This is a genomic window from Lysobacterales bacterium (assembly GCA_019634735.1).
GTDB lineage: Bacteria > Pseudomonadota > Gammaproteobacteria > Xanthomonadales > UBA2363 > Pseudofulvimonas.
Genome location: JAHCAT010000008.1, coordinates 131,106 through 145,227, shown reverse-complemented (window position 1 = coordinate 145,227; position 14,122 = coordinate 131,106). Strand labels below are relative to the sequence as shown.

At 72.5% G+C, this 14,122-nt stretch carries 8 protein-coding genes and 2 tRNA genes; 6 read left to right on the top strand and 4 right to left on the bottom strand.

What is annotated here, in order from left to right:
- Positions 1-88: 88 nt before the first annotated feature.
- From KF823_09375 to KF823_09365, 3 genes are all read right to left on the bottom strand, one after another.
- Positions 89-1,099: a lipid A biosynthesis acyltransferase gene (locus KF823_09375; protein MBX3726115.1), complete on the bottom strand. Its 1,011-nt coding sequence runs from the start codon at positions 1,097-1,099 to the stop codon at positions 89-91.
- A gap of 326 nt (positions 1,100-1,425) precedes the next feature.
- Positions 1,426-2,967, bottom strand: coding sequence for a hypothetical protein (locus KF823_09370; protein ID MBX3726114.1), 1,542 nt, complete (start codon positions 2,965-2,967; stop codon positions 1,426-1,428).
- 121 nt (positions 2,968-3,088) lie between these two features.
- Positions 3,089-4,195, bottom strand: coding sequence for a YcaQ family DNA glycosylase (locus KF823_09365; protein ID MBX3726113.1), 1,107 nt, complete (start codon positions 4,193-4,195; stop codon positions 3,089-3,091).
- A 64-nt stretch (positions 4,196-4,259) separates the two neighbouring features.
- On the opposite strand from KF823_09365, the gene dtd reads away from it, so the two are divergent.
- The 3 genes from dtd (at position 4,260) to KF823_09350 (ending at position 9,305) form a co-directional block, all read left to right on the top strand.
- Positions 4,260-4,697, top strand: coding sequence for a D-tyrosyl-tRNA(Tyr) deacylase (gene dtd, locus KF823_09360; GenBank protein ID MBX3726112.1), 438 nt, complete (start codon positions 4,260-4,262; stop codon positions 4,695-4,697).
- 231 nt (positions 4,698-4,928) lie between these two features.
- Positions 4,929-6,944 (top strand): RNA polymerase sigma factor RpoD, encoded by a 2,016-nt coding sequence (gene rpoD / locus KF823_09355; GenBank protein ID MBX3726111.1) that lies wholly within the window; start codon positions 4,929-4,931, stop codon positions 6,942-6,944.
- 438 nt (positions 6,945-7,382) lie between these two features.
- The gene (locus KF823_09350) at positions 7,383-9,305 is read left to right on the top strand and encodes a peptidase M13 (protein ID MBX3726110.1); all 1,923 of its coding nucleotides are present in this window, start codon (positions 7,383-7,385) and stop codon (positions 9,303-9,305) included.
- Positions 9,306-9,660: 355 nt separating this feature from the next.
- On the opposite strand, the gene KF823_09345 is transcribed toward KF823_09350, so the two are convergent.
- Positions 9,661-10,665 (bottom strand): glycosyltransferase, encoded by a 1,005-nt coding sequence (locus tag KF823_09345; GenBank protein ID MBX3726109.1) that lies wholly within the window; start codon positions 10,663-10,665, stop codon positions 9,661-9,663.
- A gap of 622 nt (positions 10,666-11,287) precedes the next feature.
- On the opposite strand from KF823_09345, the gene KF823_09340 reads away from it, so the two are divergent.
- From KF823_09340 to KF823_09330, 3 genes are all read left to right on the top strand, one after another.
- Complete coding sequence (locus KF823_09340; GenBank protein ID MBX3726108.1) at positions 11,288-13,708, top strand: right-handed parallel beta-helix repeat-containing protein; 2,421 nt, start codon at positions 11,288-11,290, stop codon at positions 13,706-13,708.
- Between the two features lie 142 nt (positions 13,709-13,850).
- A tRNA-Ile gene (locus KF823_09335) sits at positions 13,851-13,922 on the top strand.
- A gap of 117 nt (positions 13,923-14,039) precedes the next feature.
- Positions 14,040-14,115 (top strand) — tRNA-Ile (locus tag KF823_09330).
- The last annotated feature ends 7 nt before the right edge of the window (positions 14,116-14,122 follow it).

The window sequence follows — 14,122 nt, the reverse complement described above, 5'->3', positions numbered from 1 at the left end:
CTCACGTATAGCCGCCTGGCAACGGGCTGAGACACGACGCCAATCAGGTCCCGCGAGCGGGGCAGAGCGTCGCCGTTGGACGAGGCTCTCAGTCGCTGCCGCGATGCCGCGCGCTGCGGGTCAGCGGGCCGTAGCGGGGCGGGGCGCCGGGCGGTGCCCAGCTGAAGCGCTTGTAGGTCCAGGCGTACTGTTCGGGCGCCTCGCGCACCAGCGTCTCGATGGCGGCGTTCATGGCGGTCGCCGCCACCGTCGGGTCGGGATCGGCGATTGCCGCGGGCGCCGCGTGGATGTGGATGTCGAAGCCGGCGCTGTCCGGCAGACGGCGTGCCCAGGCGAGCAGGGTGGCCGTGCGCTGCGCCAGGCGCGGCGCCAGCGTCATGGTCAGCGCCGGCACGCCGAAGAACGGTGCGAACACGCCCTCGCCGACCTTGGGCTGCTGGTCGGGCAGGATGCCGACCAGTTCGCCCGCGGCCAGCGCCCGGATCACGCGGCGCGGCGCGTTGCGGTCGGCGCGGATCTGGCCCATGCCCAGCGCACCCCGGGCGCGCAGCAGCACCTGTTCGAGGGCGCCGCTGCCCGGCGGCCGGTACAGCACGCTGCCCGATCCAGTGCCGGCGAGATGAAGATTCAACAACTCCCAGGCGCCCAGGTGCGGCGCCAGCAGCAGTACGCCGCGGCCGTCGGCCCGGGCTTGCTCGAGCAGTCCGGCGCCGTGCACCTGGCGGATCCAGCGCAGCGCCCGGCGCGGCCGGCTCCAGATCCGGAACACCTCGAACATGCTGCGCCCGGATTCGGCCAGCACGGCCTGGCGCAGCGCCGCGCGGTCCTGCGCGGACAGCGTCGGGAAGCACAGGGCCAGGTTGGTGTCGACGATGTGCCAGACGCGACCGCGCCGGCTGCGCCCGATCAGCGCGCCCAGGCCGTGCAGCCAGCGCAGCGGCAGGCTGCCGAGCAGCCAGACCAGCGCCCGGAGAAGCAACGCCACCAACCGCTGGGCCACACCCGGTCGTCCCGCCGGGGGCGCGGCGCTGGTCGGGGGCTGGGGCGGCGGGGGCGCAGTGCTTGCCACGGGCGGGCGGGACGAAGGTGCGGACGACATGGCGGATCGGCGGCGGACAGGCCGCCGTGAGGGTAACCCGGATACCGGCGCGGATGCCGCGTACGCGATGCCGCAGTTGCGTCGCGGATGCCCGCGCGTGCGCGCATCAATCCTGCCGGGGATACAGACCGGAGCCACCCATCGAGGCCAGGTCGCCGGCCCGGATGCCGCGTACGCGACGCCGCCGTCGCGTCGCGGATGCCCGCGCGTGCGCCGCTCAATCTTCCCGGGGATACAGGCCGATGCCGCCCATCGAGGCCAGGTCACCGGCCCGGCAGCCGCGTACGCGATGCCGCGGTCGCATCGCGGATGCCCGTGCGTGCGTGTCAATCTTCCCGGGGATACAGGCCGATGCCGCCGACCGAAACCAGGTCGCCGGCCATGAAGCCGCACCGGTAGGTCAGCTCGCCGGCGCTGCATTCGCCGTCGCCGTGCGGCTCGCCGCGCTCGAAGGCGCCGCGCCAGGTCACCACGGCGGTGTCGCCGTTGCCGCGCAGCGGCCGGCTGCCCTCGACCAGCTGGCCGTGCTCGAAGCGGCCTTCCTCGAAGTGCACGCCACTTTCTCCGTGCAGGCTGGCCAGGCGTCCGCGACCGTGGCGATGGCCGTGCAGGAAGCCGCCCCGGTAGATCGCCTGGCCGTCGGCGCCCAGGTAGGCGCCTTCGCCGTGCGGGACGCCGTCGCGGAACTCGCCGGTCAGCTCAGTTCCCCCGGGCAGCTCCAGGCTGCCCCGGCCGTGCGGTCGGCCGTTCGCGATCTCGCCCTGGTAGCGGCTGCCGAACTGCCAGGCCAGGGCGCCCGTTGCGTGGTCGTCGCGCGCGCCCGGCGGATCGATGGCACGCAGCGGTCCGAGCAGCAGGGGCTGTCCGGCCACCGTCGACGGTCGCTGCGCGTCGGGTCCGATGTGCAGCACGGCGCCCTCGCAGCGCGCCTGCCAGCCCAGCGCGTCCAGCGCCTGCGCGAACATCAGGCTGGGCGGCGCCTGCTCGACGAGCACGCCGACCAGTGCGCCCTCGGCGAGGGCGTCGTCGAACGCCAGCGTCGCGCCGGCCATCTCGGCGAGCATCATCAGCAGGGCGCGCGCATCGGTCGCGGCGAAGTTCAGGGTCAGGCTGTCCTGCACGGCGCCGGCATCGGGCAGGCTCGCCGCCAGCGCTTCGTGCAGGCGCGCCTGCGCGCCGTCCGGATCGGCCAGGGCGGCCGCTTCCGCCGCCCGGATCGTGTCCAGCACGCGCGCGTGTTCGGCCAGGTGGGCCGGGCAGGTGCCGGTGCCGTCCGCCGGTTCCGGATCGGGATAGGCCGGCGGGTCGGCCAGCAACGCGGCATGGCTGCGGAAACTGCCGTCCAGTTCGGCGGCCTGCCAGGCTTCGGCGAGCCGGTCGGAGGCCGGCAGCTGCGGCAGCTGCGTCACGTAGGCGGACATCGCCTGCACCGCGTGCGGTACGCCCTGGCGGGCCAGGGGCACCAGCAGGGCCAGGCCGGCCTCGGGGTCGACCGGGCCGCCCTCGCCCTCGAGCAGCAGGGACGCCAGCGTCATCGCCAGGAGCCGGCGCTGTGAGGCCTGCAGCGCGGAGCCGCCTGTCTCCGGCAGCTGGCTGAGGGTGTCCTGCAACAGGGGCCGTGCGCTGCTGCTCTCGCCCTCTGCGAGCAGGCGCAGGGCGATGGCGGCGCGGGCGGTGACGTCGCCCGCCCGCGCCGAGACGAGCACCTGTCCGGCGCGCTCGCCCAGCGACTCGGGCAGGTCGGCCTCGGCCAGCGCCTGCCAGGGATCGGCGCGGACCAGCGCCGGCAGCAGCAGGACGGCGATCGACAGCCAGCGGCGCAGGCAACGGCTCCAGCTCGCTGTGGTGGGGGTCGCCTGGATAGCCATGAGGAACTCCTTGGTGTGCGCTGGCCCGGTGAGGAGACCGCGGTTTCCGCCCCGGCCCATCCATGCCCACAAACCCCGCGGCACCGGAAACCGAACGGCGCGTCCGACCCGCCCTGCCCGCTCAGTCGCGCGGCACCAGGAAGGCCGCCATCCGGTCCAGCGCCTCGTCCAGGGCCGAAGCGTAACCGGCATCGCGCGGCGCGCGTCCGGTGACATAGCCGAGCGCCGGCGTCAGCACGCCGCCCTGCCAGGCCAGGTTGGCCCAGCCGACCACCTGCTCGCGCCAGAGCAGGGGCATCGCGTAGTAGCCGCGCTGCCGGGCCGCCGCGGGGGTATAGGCCTCGAAGCGGTAGGCCCAGCCCCAGAACGCCTCGAAGCGCCGGCGGTCCCAGACCACCGGATCGAACGGCGCCAGCAGGCGCACGGCATCGGGCACGGCATGGCGTTTCGACGCGGGGTTCTCGCCGGCCGGCCAGTACCAGCGCACGCCGTCGACCTCGGCCGACGGCAGGCGCATCCGCGCCCGCGCCAGGGCGGCGCCGCGCTGCGCGCGCCACTGCGGCGTGGCGGAACCGGTCAGCCAGGTGACGAACTGGCCCAGCGTGGCGGCCGGCAGCGGCGCGTACAGCGCCACCGCCACGTCGACCAGGCGGTCCAGCGCCACAGCGGCGGCGGCCGGGTCGCGGGCCGGGCCGGCGTCGGCATCGTGCACCGCATACAAGCGGGTGCCGGCCTCGCGCCGCGCCACCCGCAGCAGGCCCCGGTAGTGCATGTCGTCCAGCAGCTGCGTGCTGCCCCGGCTGGTGCCGCCGAACCAGTTGCGCACCCGGCCGTGCTGGAAGCGCGCATCGACCTCGCGCGGATGCACCACGCCGCGCTCGCGCACGAACTCGCGGACGGCTCGGGCCTGCTGCCAACGTGCCCGCGGCCAGGCGCGGCGCTCGCCGCGCGGATGCATCAGGGCGTGGCTGTCGCGCGGCAGGAAACCGTAGTTGACGAAGAAATCCTCCTCCACCGCCAGCGCCGGGTAGCGGCGCTCGAGGTCGCCCGCGCGATAACCGGCGACGCGCTGGTGCAGGACCAGGTCCTGGGCGCGCGCCGGCGCGCGGATCGGGTCGGCCTGCACGAAGCCCAGCCGGGCGATCGCCCGGGGCAGGGTGGTGGCGGCGAAAAGGCTGCGTGCGAGCGCGTGCCGGCGCAGCATGGCCAGGGTCGGTGGAGCGGGCATGACCGGCAAAATAGCGGCAGGACCGGGTGCCGCGATACCCTGATCCGCCCGTTCCGGACCGCCCATGATCAGCCTGATCCAGCGTGTCGCCCACGCCCATGTCGAGGTCGACGGCGAGACCGTCGGCGCGATCGGCCCCGGCCTGCTGGCCCTGGTCGGCGTGCAGCCGCACGACGACGAGGCCGCCGTGCAGCGCATGCTGGACCGCCTGCTCGACTACCGGGTTTTCCCCGACGACAGCGGCCGCATGAACCTGTCGCTGCGCGCCACCGGCGGCGGCCTGCTGCTGGTGCCGCAGTTCACCCTGGCCGCCGACACCCGCAGCGGCCTGCGGCCCAGCTTCAGCACCGCGGCGACGCCGGTGCTGGGGCGGCAGCGCTTCGAGGCGCTGCTGGCGGCGGCGCGCGCCGCCCATGGCGAGGTCGCGGCGGGCAGGTTCGGCGCCGACATGGCCGTGCACCTGGTCAACCAGGGGCCGGTGACCTTCTGGCTGGAAGTCTGAACCGTTCAGCCGCGGCGCGGTGCCGGCACCACCGGGCTTGAGTCGCGACCGGTCGGCCCCACTTCTGGCGGTTGTAGGCAGCCTGCCGGTTGCAGCCATGGACGGTCGCGCGGCGAGGCGACCACGCAAGCATCTGATTTGCCGGGCACCGGTCCGGAGAGCCGCCAGGCGGGCGACTCCAGACACGACCAGGCGACGCGTTTTCCGGCCGACCGCCTGGACCGCGCGGCAATGTCGACCGCGGTTCGTGACCCGATCGCCCCCCTTTTTTCGTCTAGTGAAGCTGAACGCCCGTCGCGCCTGTCGGGCACCTCGTCCCGCGCTGCTGGTCAAACCCTGGCCAACCCCATAGACTACGCGGTTCTTTTCGCCCGCCGTTCGCGCGAGGACTCCATGGAGCAAAACGAGCAGCCCTCAGACTTCAAGTCTTTGATCATCAAGGGCAAGGAGCAAGGTTTCCTGACCTACGCCGAGGTCAACGACCATCTGCCGGACGACATCGTCGATCCCGAGCAGATCGAAGACATCATCGGCATGATCAACGACATGGGCATCGAGGTGCACGAGGAGGCGCCGGCCGACGCCCTGCTCGTCACCAGCGGCTCGACCTCGGTCGACGACGACGTCACCGAGGAGGCGGTCCAGGCGCTGGCGGTCACCGATGCCGAGGTCGGCCGCACCACCGACCCTGTGCGCATGTACATGCGCGAGATGGGCACCGTCGAGCTGCTCACCCGTGAGGGCGAGATCGCCATCGCCAAGCGCATCGAGGAAGGCCTGACCCAGGTCCAGAACGCGCTGGCCAGCTTCCCGTGGTCGATCCAGCTGCTGCTCGAGGCCTACGACCAGCACCGCGAGGGCCGGCGCCGGATGAGCGAGGTGGTCGCCGGCTTCGCCGACTTCGAGGCCGCCGCCGAACTGGCCGCCGCCGAGGCCGAGGCCGCTGCCGCCGAAGCCGGCATCGACCCCGATGCCGAGGCCGACGACGACGACGACGAGGACGGCGACGAGGAGGAGACCGAGACCGTCTCCGGCCCCGATCCCGCCGAGGTCGCCCGGCGCATGGAGCTGCTGCGCGAGCACTACGGCAAGTTCCAGGCCGGCCATGCCAAGCACGGCGCCGAGCACCGCACCACGGTGCGCGCCCGCGACGCGATGGCCGAGGAGTTCCTGAAGCTGAAGCTGCCGGCGGTGATCATCGACGAGCAGGTCAAGAAGCTGCGCGAGGTGGTCAACCGCGTGCGCGCCCACGAGCGCCGGATCCACGACATCCTCGTGCACAAGGTCAAGATGCCGCGCAAGGACTTCCTGCGCGCCTTCCCGACCCAGGAGACCAACACCGACTTCGTCGACTCGCTGCTGCGCAAGCGCCAGAAGTGGGCGCCGACCCTGCGCGACTACAAGGACGACGTGCTGTCCGAGCAGGACGGCCTGCTGCAGGTCGAGAGGGCCCTGTACCTGACCATCCCCGAGCTGAAGGACATCAACCGGGCGATGTCGATCGGCGAGGCCAAGGCGCGCAAGGCCAAGAAGGAGATGGTCGAGGCCAACCTGCGCCTGGTGATCTCGATCGCCAAGAAGTACACCAACCGCGGCCTGCAGTTCCTGGATCTCATCCAGGAAGGCAACATCGGCCTGATGAAGGCGGTCGACAAGTTCGAATACCGGCGCGGCTACAAGTTCTCGACCTACGCCACCTGGTGGATCCGCCAGGCGATCACCCGCTCGATCGCCGACCAGGCGCGCACCATCCGCATCCCGGTGCACATGATCGAGACCATCAACAAGCTGAACCGGATCAGCCGGCAGATGCTCCAGGAGATGGGCCGCGAGCCCACCCCCGAGGAGCTGGCCGAGAAGATGGAGATGCCCGAGGACAAGATCCGCAAGGTCATGAAGATCGCCAAGGAGCCGATCTCCATGGAGACCCCGATCGGCGACGACGAGGACTCCCACCTGGGCGACTTCATCGAGGACACCAGCGTCGAGTCGCCGCTGGAGACCGCCACCGAGACCGGCCTGCGCGAGACCGTGCACGACGTGCTGGCCAGCCTGACGCCGCGCGAGGCCAAGGTGCTGCGCATGCGCTTCGGCATCGACATGAACACCGACCACACCCTCGAGGAGGTCGGCAAGCAGTTCGACGTCACCCGCGAGCGGATCCGCCAGATCGAGGCCAAGGCGCTGCGCAAGCTGCGCCACCCCAGCCGATCCGAGCAGCTGCGCAGCTTCCTCGACGTCGAGTGAGGCCGTGCCGGGGCCTTGTGCCCCGGCCGGACATGCCAGGCGCCGGCGATCGCGCCGTCGCCGATCCAGGCCCGGCACCTGTCACAGGCCGGGCCAGGGCGGCCCCAGGCGGGTCGCCCTGCCGCTGGCGGCGCTCGACCTGCCGCAGCCCCTGACTTTGGGCACGCAGCCACCACGCGCGCGCCTGCTAGAAACCGGCGTCATCGCCGCGACCCCCTACGGAGAACCCCCTTGAGGAAGACACTGATCAGCCTGGCCGTCTGCGCCGCCCTGCCGTTCGCCGCGCCGCTCGCCGCGCACGAGGGCTGCGCGCTCGACGCCGCCGGCAACCACCTGCTGTTCGCCGCCGACGATGATGCCGCCGGTGCCACCGCCATCGCCTCCGCCGCGCCGATCGCCGCCACCCGCTTCGGCGCCTGGGGCATCGACACCGACGGCATGGACAAGGACGTGCGCCCGGGCGAGGACTTCTTCGCCTTCGTCAGCGGCCAGTGGGACCGCACCACCCAGATCCCCGCCGACCAGTCCAACTACGGCTCCTTCCTGGCGTTGCGCCAGCTCTCCGAGCAGCGCGTGCGCCAGCTCGTCGAGGGCTATCCGCAGGGCGACCCGGCCAGCGACGGCGACGGCGCCAAGATCGCCGCCCTGTACCGCGGCTTCATGGACGAGGCCGCCATCGAGGCGGCCGGCGCGCAGCCGGTCAAGCCGCTGCTGGCGACGATCGCCGCGGCCGAGGACCGCGACGCGCTGGCGGCGCTGATGGGCGCCCGTTCCGGCGGCTTCGGCGGCAGCTTCTTCGGCGCCTTCGTCAGCGACGACCAGCGCGACCCGGACCGCTACACCCTGTACCTGGGCCAGGGTTCGCTCGGCCTGGGCGACCGCGAGCTGTACCTGGACGAGCGCTTCGCGCCGCAGCGCGAGCGCTACCTGGCCTACGTCGAGCAGATGCTGACCCTGGCCGGCTGGGACGCGCCGGCCGAGGCGGCCGCCGCGGTGATGGCGCTGGAGACCGACATGGCGCGGGCGCACTGGACGCGCGCCGAGAGCCGCGACCGCGACCGCACCTACAACCCGGTCGAGGTCAAGGACCTGCCGGAACACTCGCCCGGCTTCGCCTGGAACCGCTACTTCGACGCCGCCTCGCTGTCGCACGTCGAGCGCGTGGTGCTGCGCCAGGACAGCGCGATGCCGAAGCTGGCGGCGATCTTCGCGCAGGCCGAGCTCGACACCCTGAAGGCCTGGCTGGCCTTCCAGACCGTCGACGACGCCGCGCCCCTGCTGTCCAGCGCCTTCGTCGACGCCAACTTCGAGTTCCGCTCGAAGTTCCTGTCCGGCCAGCCCGAGCAGCGCGAGCGCTGGAAGCGCGGCGTCGCCTTCGTCGAGGCCGCGATGGGCGAGGCGATCGGCCGCGACTACGTGGCCCTGTACTTCCCGCCCGACGCCAAGGCCAAGATGGACGCCCTGGTCGCCAACGTGAAGGTGGCGATGGGCGAGCGCCTGCGCCAGCTCGACTGGATGAGCGACGACACCCGCGCCGAGGCCCTGGCCAAGCTGGAGAACTTCGGCCTGAAGATCGGCCACCCCGACACCTGGCGCGACTACAGCGCCCTGGAAGTGCGCAACGGCGACCTGTTCGGCAACGCCCGGCGCGCCCGCGCCTTCTTCTGGGAGGACCGCGCGGCCAAGGTCGGCCAGCCGGTCGACAAGGCCGAGTGGGGCATGACCCCGCAGACCGTCAACGCCTACTACTCGCCGGTCAAGAACGAGATCGTGTTCCCGGCCGCCATCCTGCAGCCGCCGTTCTTCGATCCCGACGCCGACCCGGCGGTCAACTACGGCGCGATCGGCGCGGTGATCGGCCACGAGATCATCCACGGCTTCGACGACCAGGGCCGCAAGTCCGACGGCAAGGGCGTGCTGCGCGACTGGTGGGCCGCCGAGGACGCGGCGCGCTTCGAGGTGCAGGCGACCCGCCTGGGCGCCCAGTACGAGGCCTTCGAGTTCCCGCAGCTGCCCGGCATGCACATCAACGGCCGCGTCTCGATGGGCGAGAACATCGCCGACCTGGGCGGCCTGACCATCGCCCTGGAGGCCTACCGCCGTTCGCTGGACGGCAAGGAAGACAAGGTGCTGGACGGCTTCACCGGCGAGCAGCGCTTCTTCATGGGCTGGGCGCAGGTGTGGCGCATCAAGTGGCGCGACGACGCGCTGCGCCAGCAGCTGATCAACGGCCCGCACTCGCCCGGCCAGATCCGCGCCTTCGCGCCGCTGCGCAACATCGACGCCTGGTACGCGGCCTTCGACGTCAGCGAGGACGACGCGCTGTACGTCGCGCCCGAGGAGCGCGTGCGCATCTGGTGAGCCCCGCGCGGCCGCCACCGCGGCCGCGCCCGCCGCAGCACCGCACTTCTCCCCTCCCCCGCCTGCGGGGGAGGGGCCGGGGGAGAGGGCCGCCCGGCCAGCGCGTACCGCTGCAGGATCGCGGCGCCCCCGGACTGCTCGCCCCGGCACCGCACTTCTCCCCTCCCCCCGCCTGCGGGGGAGGGGCCGGGGGAGAGGGCCGCCCCGCCCAGCGCGCACCGCTGCAGGATCGCGGCGCCCTCGGTCTGCTCGCCCCGGCACCCCACTTCTCCCCTCCCCCGCCTGCGGGGGAGGGGCCGGGGGAGAGGGCCGCCCCGCCCAGCGCGTACCCTGCAGTCCCGCCGGGCACACGCCCTCAATCCGCCAGCCGCGCCCGGTAGAACGCCGACAGCGCGGCCAGGCGCGATTCGATCCGGAACCCCGCCACCGCCGCCTCGCCATCCCGGCGCGGCGTGCCCAGGGCCTTGCCCAGTGCCGCCGCCAGCGCCTCGACATCGTCCACCGGCACCAGCGCGCCGCCAAGGTGCGACGCCAGGTGCCGCGCCCCCTGGCTGGCCGTCGCCACGACCGGCAGGCCGGCCTGCAGCGCCTCCAGGAACACCAGCCCGAACGGCTCGCTGCGCGCCGCGCTGACGAAGCAGTCGAAGGCCGCCAGCCAGTCCTGCGGCCGCGCCGCAAAGCCCGGCATCAGCACGTCGGCGGGCGCGCGCCGGCGCAAGTCGCCCCAGGCCCGCCCCTGGCCGACGATGGCCAGCCGCGCGCCGGGCAGGGCGGCCCGCGCGAACGCCTCGACCAGCACGTCCAGCCCCTTCGACGGCTCCACCCGGCCCAGCGCCCCGAACAGGTAGTCGTCCGGCGCTATGCCATGCGCCGCGCGCAGCGCCTCCCGCGCACCCGGCGTCGGCGGCGCCGGCCGCGTCCAGTTGTCGACCTGCACGCTGCGCGCCCGCTGCGGTTCCGGGATCGCCGCCATCTGCCAGGGCGCGATCGCCACCAGGCCATCCAGCCGCGCGTGCTGGCGCGGCTTGTAGGCGATGTGCAGGGTCGCAACCCGCGCCCGCGCGTGCCGGCAGCCCGCCACCGCCCGGCAGCCGGCGCTGAGATGGCCATGGGCGACGTCCGGCGCCAGCGCGTCCAGCACCCGCCGTGCCTGCCAGGCCGGCAGCCAGTCCGGCACAGCATGCACCACGACGCCCGGCCCGACCCGGTGGCCCAGGGCGTCGGGCCGATCCTGCAGCGCCCGCTGCCGCAGCAGCAGGTGCACCTCCTCGCCGGCCGCCGCCTGCGCCGCCGCCAGCTCCAGCGCATAGCGCTCGCTGCCGGCGAACCGTGCGGTCAGGATGACGTGGGCGATGCGCATGGGCGATTCGAACGCTCCGGCGGGGCGCCATTGTGCCGTTGCCGACCCGGCCTGGAACAGCGCGCGCCCCTGGGCCGGCAACGATGCAGATCTTGGCCAGCCCCGGCCCTCTCCCCCAGCCCCTCTCCCGCGCCGCGGGAGAGGGGAGCAGATCGCGCTCCGCCTCCCGAATGCCGAGCGCCGACTGCCGATCGCTGCTTCCCGAATCCCAAACCCCAAACCCCAAACCCCAAACCCCGAATCCCGAATCCCGACTCCCAGGTCCCAGGTCCCAGGTCCGAAATCCGAAGCCCGAAGCCCAAAGCCCGAAGCCCGAAGCCTGAAGTCCCGAGTCCCGAACTGGCCGCGGCACCGCACTTCTCCCCTCCCCCGCCTGCGGGGGAGGGGCGGGGGAGAGGGCCGCCCCGGCCAGCGCGCGCTTGCCCGGGCAACGATGCAGATGAGGGCCGCCCCGGCCAGCGCGCCCCCCGGTCCTTGCGCCGGCCCCACCGCGCCTGGTCATGCGTCCGGAACCGACGGCAAGCAGGCCGCCGAACGCCGCCGTGGCCTCCCACCCACCGCCCTGGCCCCCGCGCTCCACCGCGGGTGTTAGGGGGAGTGAATGCCCACCAGGGACCCGACCATGGCCAGCCCAACCGTACCGATGACCCCGCGCAGGGCCCGCGCCCGCCTGTCGCTGCCGCTGCTGCTCCTGGCGCTGGTTGCGCTGCCCGCCGCCGGCCAGTCGGAACTGTGCATCGAGAACGTCGCCGCGCTGCGCCAGGCGTTCGCCAGCGTCACCGGCCAGACCACCCAGGCGGTCACCTTCAAGCTGCGGGCGGGCACCTACACCCTCGATTCCGACCTGGAGCTCAACTACCGCTTCCCCGGCGGCAGCACCACCCAGGAGACCGGCATGCTGACCCTGCGCGGCGGCTACAACGCCGGCTGCAGCACCGCCAGCAACGCCCTGGGCGCGACCACCATCAACGGTGCCGGCGGCCAGCGCCTGGTCGCCATCGAACTGAACAACAACCCCTTCCTGATGGAGGGCATCAGCTCCAACCAGATCGACTGGCGAGTCAACAACTGGATGTGCCGCCAGGACCTGTCCGGCATCGCGCTCAACATCGAGCGGCTGCGTGCCCGCACAACGCGCAGCTTCTTCGGCGGCCAGTGCCATGACGTCATGGTCCGCAACAGCCTGATCGAGGCCCGCAGCGATGCCGACTTCGCCGTGGGTTTCGGCGGCAACTTCGGCAACCATTCCTCGATCCTGCCCAGGATCAACCTGGTCCACACCACGGTCCGCAACGGCCGTACGCGGTTCGGCTTCCTCGCGAACGCCGGCTCCAATCCGCCGCTTGCAGTGGTGAGCATCAGCAATTCGGTGTTCGACCACACCGGCATCGAACTCGATGTCGAAGGCGCCAACCTCTACCTGCTGCGTAACCGCTACGACAGCCTGAACCTGGTGCGCGGCGCCGTGCTGAGCAACGTCGGCAATATCTCGGCGCCCCCGCAGTTGCTGGCCAGTGGCCTGCCGACGAACGGTTCGCCCCTGGTGAACGCCGGCTCGCAGTTCGTCTCGGGCGGGTTGCCCGCCACCGACCTGACCGGCGGGCCGCGCCTGATCGGCACCACCCCCGACATCGGCGCCTTCGAGACCCTGGTGGACAACGGCTTCTACCTGGACGTCACCAACACCAACGGCTCCGGTGCCGGCTCGCTGGCCCAGGCGGTCGCCAACCTCAACCAGAACCTGGGCAGGCGGGTGATCCGCTTCAACATCCCCGGCGCCTGCCCGCGCACCATCACCCTCAACCAGACGCTGACCCTGACCGAGGCGGTCGATGTGCGCGGCGAGACCCAGCCGGGCAGCCAGCCCAGCACCTGGGCGGCCGGCTACAACGGCGTGCCCTGCGTGATCCTGCGCGCCGGCACCGGCGTCGCCAGCGGCCTGGTGTTCGACTCAAACGACGCCGGCGACCAGTTCCGCCTGACCGGGCTGGCGTTCTCCGGCTTCAGCGGCAACGCGGTGTCGATCCGCAGCGGCCGCGGCCACCTGGTGGCCGGCAACCGCTTCGGCGGCAGCGTCGCCGGCACCGCGCTGTCGCCGGTCGGCACCGCCATCCGCGTCGAAGGCAGCGCCCGCGAAGTGCAGATCGGCGGCCCCGAGCCGGCGCAGACCAACCTGATCGGCAGCGCCTCCCTGGGCATCGCCCTGCAGGGCCCGGGCTACAACCAGGTGATCGGCAACGCCATCGGCGAAGCCGGCTTCCAGCCGCTCGGCAACAACACCGGCATGGCCGTGCTGTCGCCGCACAACGTGGTGGAAGGCAACTGGATCGCCCAGAGCGGCTCGGACAACCTGCAACTGGTCGGCAGCCAGGCCCAGCACAACACTGTGCGCGACAACGCCATCTTCGGCGCCACCCGCCACGGCGTGCTGATCAGCGCCTCGGCGGCGCGCAACCGGGTGGGGCCGGGCAACCATCTCGGCAACAACGGCGGCGACGGCATCTTCCTGGTGTCCGGCTCGCGCTCCAACCTCAGCGGCAACACCTACAACGGCAACGGCGGCCTGGCCATCGACCTGGCCCCGGACGGCGTCACCCCCAACGACCCCGACCCCGACCTGGACCACGACGGCAGCGCCAACCGCAACCAGAACTTCCCGGTGCTCAGCCAGGCCACCCGGATCTTCAACTTCCCGTTCTCGTTCCTGGAGCTGACCGGCAGCTTCTCGACCACCCCGGGCCTGTACCGCTTCGACATCTACCGCAACAACGCCTGCGACGGCAGCGGCCATGGCGAGGGCCTGACGCTGCTCGGCACCCACCTGTACACCCTGAGCTGCACCGTCACCTTCAACGGCCAGTGCACGCGCAGCTTCGACCTGCTGCTGCCGATCAGGGTCTCGGTGGGCGACGTCATCAGCGTGACCGCCACCAGCCTGGCCGGCCACACCTCCGAGTTCTCCGCCTGCCGCACCGTCGAACAGCAGGTGGTCATCGACCCGCCGATCTTCCGCAACGGCTTCGACCCGCCCTCGCTGCCCTGAACGGCCGCCGCGGCGCCGCCGCCCGCGCCGCGCCCGCCCTACCGCCCATCGCCCGATCTGGGCGATCATTGCCCCCGTGCCTGCGCCCGGGCCCGCGCCCTGCCGCCGGCACGGCCACCGCCGGCCCGGAGTGGCACCCGATGGGCCTATAGCTCAATGGTCAGAGCAGGGGACTCATAATCCCTTGGTTCCAGGTCGGGTCCTGGTGGGGTGAGTCGGGGCTTTCGGGCGCTGCGGAGTAGCGCAGCGCCCGCCGGCGAACGCCCGGCCAGGGATGGCCGGGCCGGCGACGCCGCCATGGACGGCTCGGCGCGGTGAAGCGGCAACGGATGGGCCTATAGCTCAATGGTCAGAGCAGGGGACTCATAATCCCTTGGTTCCAGGTTCGAGTCCTGGTGGGCCCACCAACCAAGT

Excerpts from the sequence above, each read along its gene's own strand:
- KF823_09375 (MBX3726115.1), bottom strand. The coding sequence starts at position 1,099 with ATGTCGTCCGCACCTTCGTCCCGCCCGCCCGTGGCAAGCACTGCGCCC.
- KF823_09370 (MBX3726114.1), bottom strand. The coding sequence starts at position 2,967 with ATGGCTATCCAGGCGACCCCCACCACAGCGAGCTGGAGCCGTTGCCTG.
- KF823_09365 (MBX3726113.1), bottom strand. The coding sequence starts at position 4,195 with ATGCCCGCTCCACCGACCCTGGCCATGCTGCGCCGGCACGCGCTCGCA.
- dtd (MBX3726112.1), top strand. The coding sequence starts at position 4,260 with ATGATCAGCCTGATCCAGCGTGTCGCCCACGCCCATGTCGAGGTCGAC.
- rpoD (MBX3726111.1), top strand. The coding sequence starts at position 4,929 with ATGTCGACCGCGGTTCGTGACCCGATCGCCCCCCTTTTTTCGTCTAGT.
- KF823_09350 (MBX3726110.1), top strand. The coding sequence starts at position 7,383 with ATGGACAAGGACGTGCGCCCGGGCGAGGACTTCTTCGCCTTCGTCAGC.
- KF823_09345 (MBX3726109.1), bottom strand. The coding sequence starts at position 10,665 with ATGCGCATCGCCCACGTCATCCTGACCGCACGGTTCGCCGGCAGCGAG.
- KF823_09340 (MBX3726108.1), top strand. The coding sequence starts at position 11,288 with ATGGCCAGCCCAACCGTACCGATGACCCCGCGCAGGGCCCGCGCCCGC.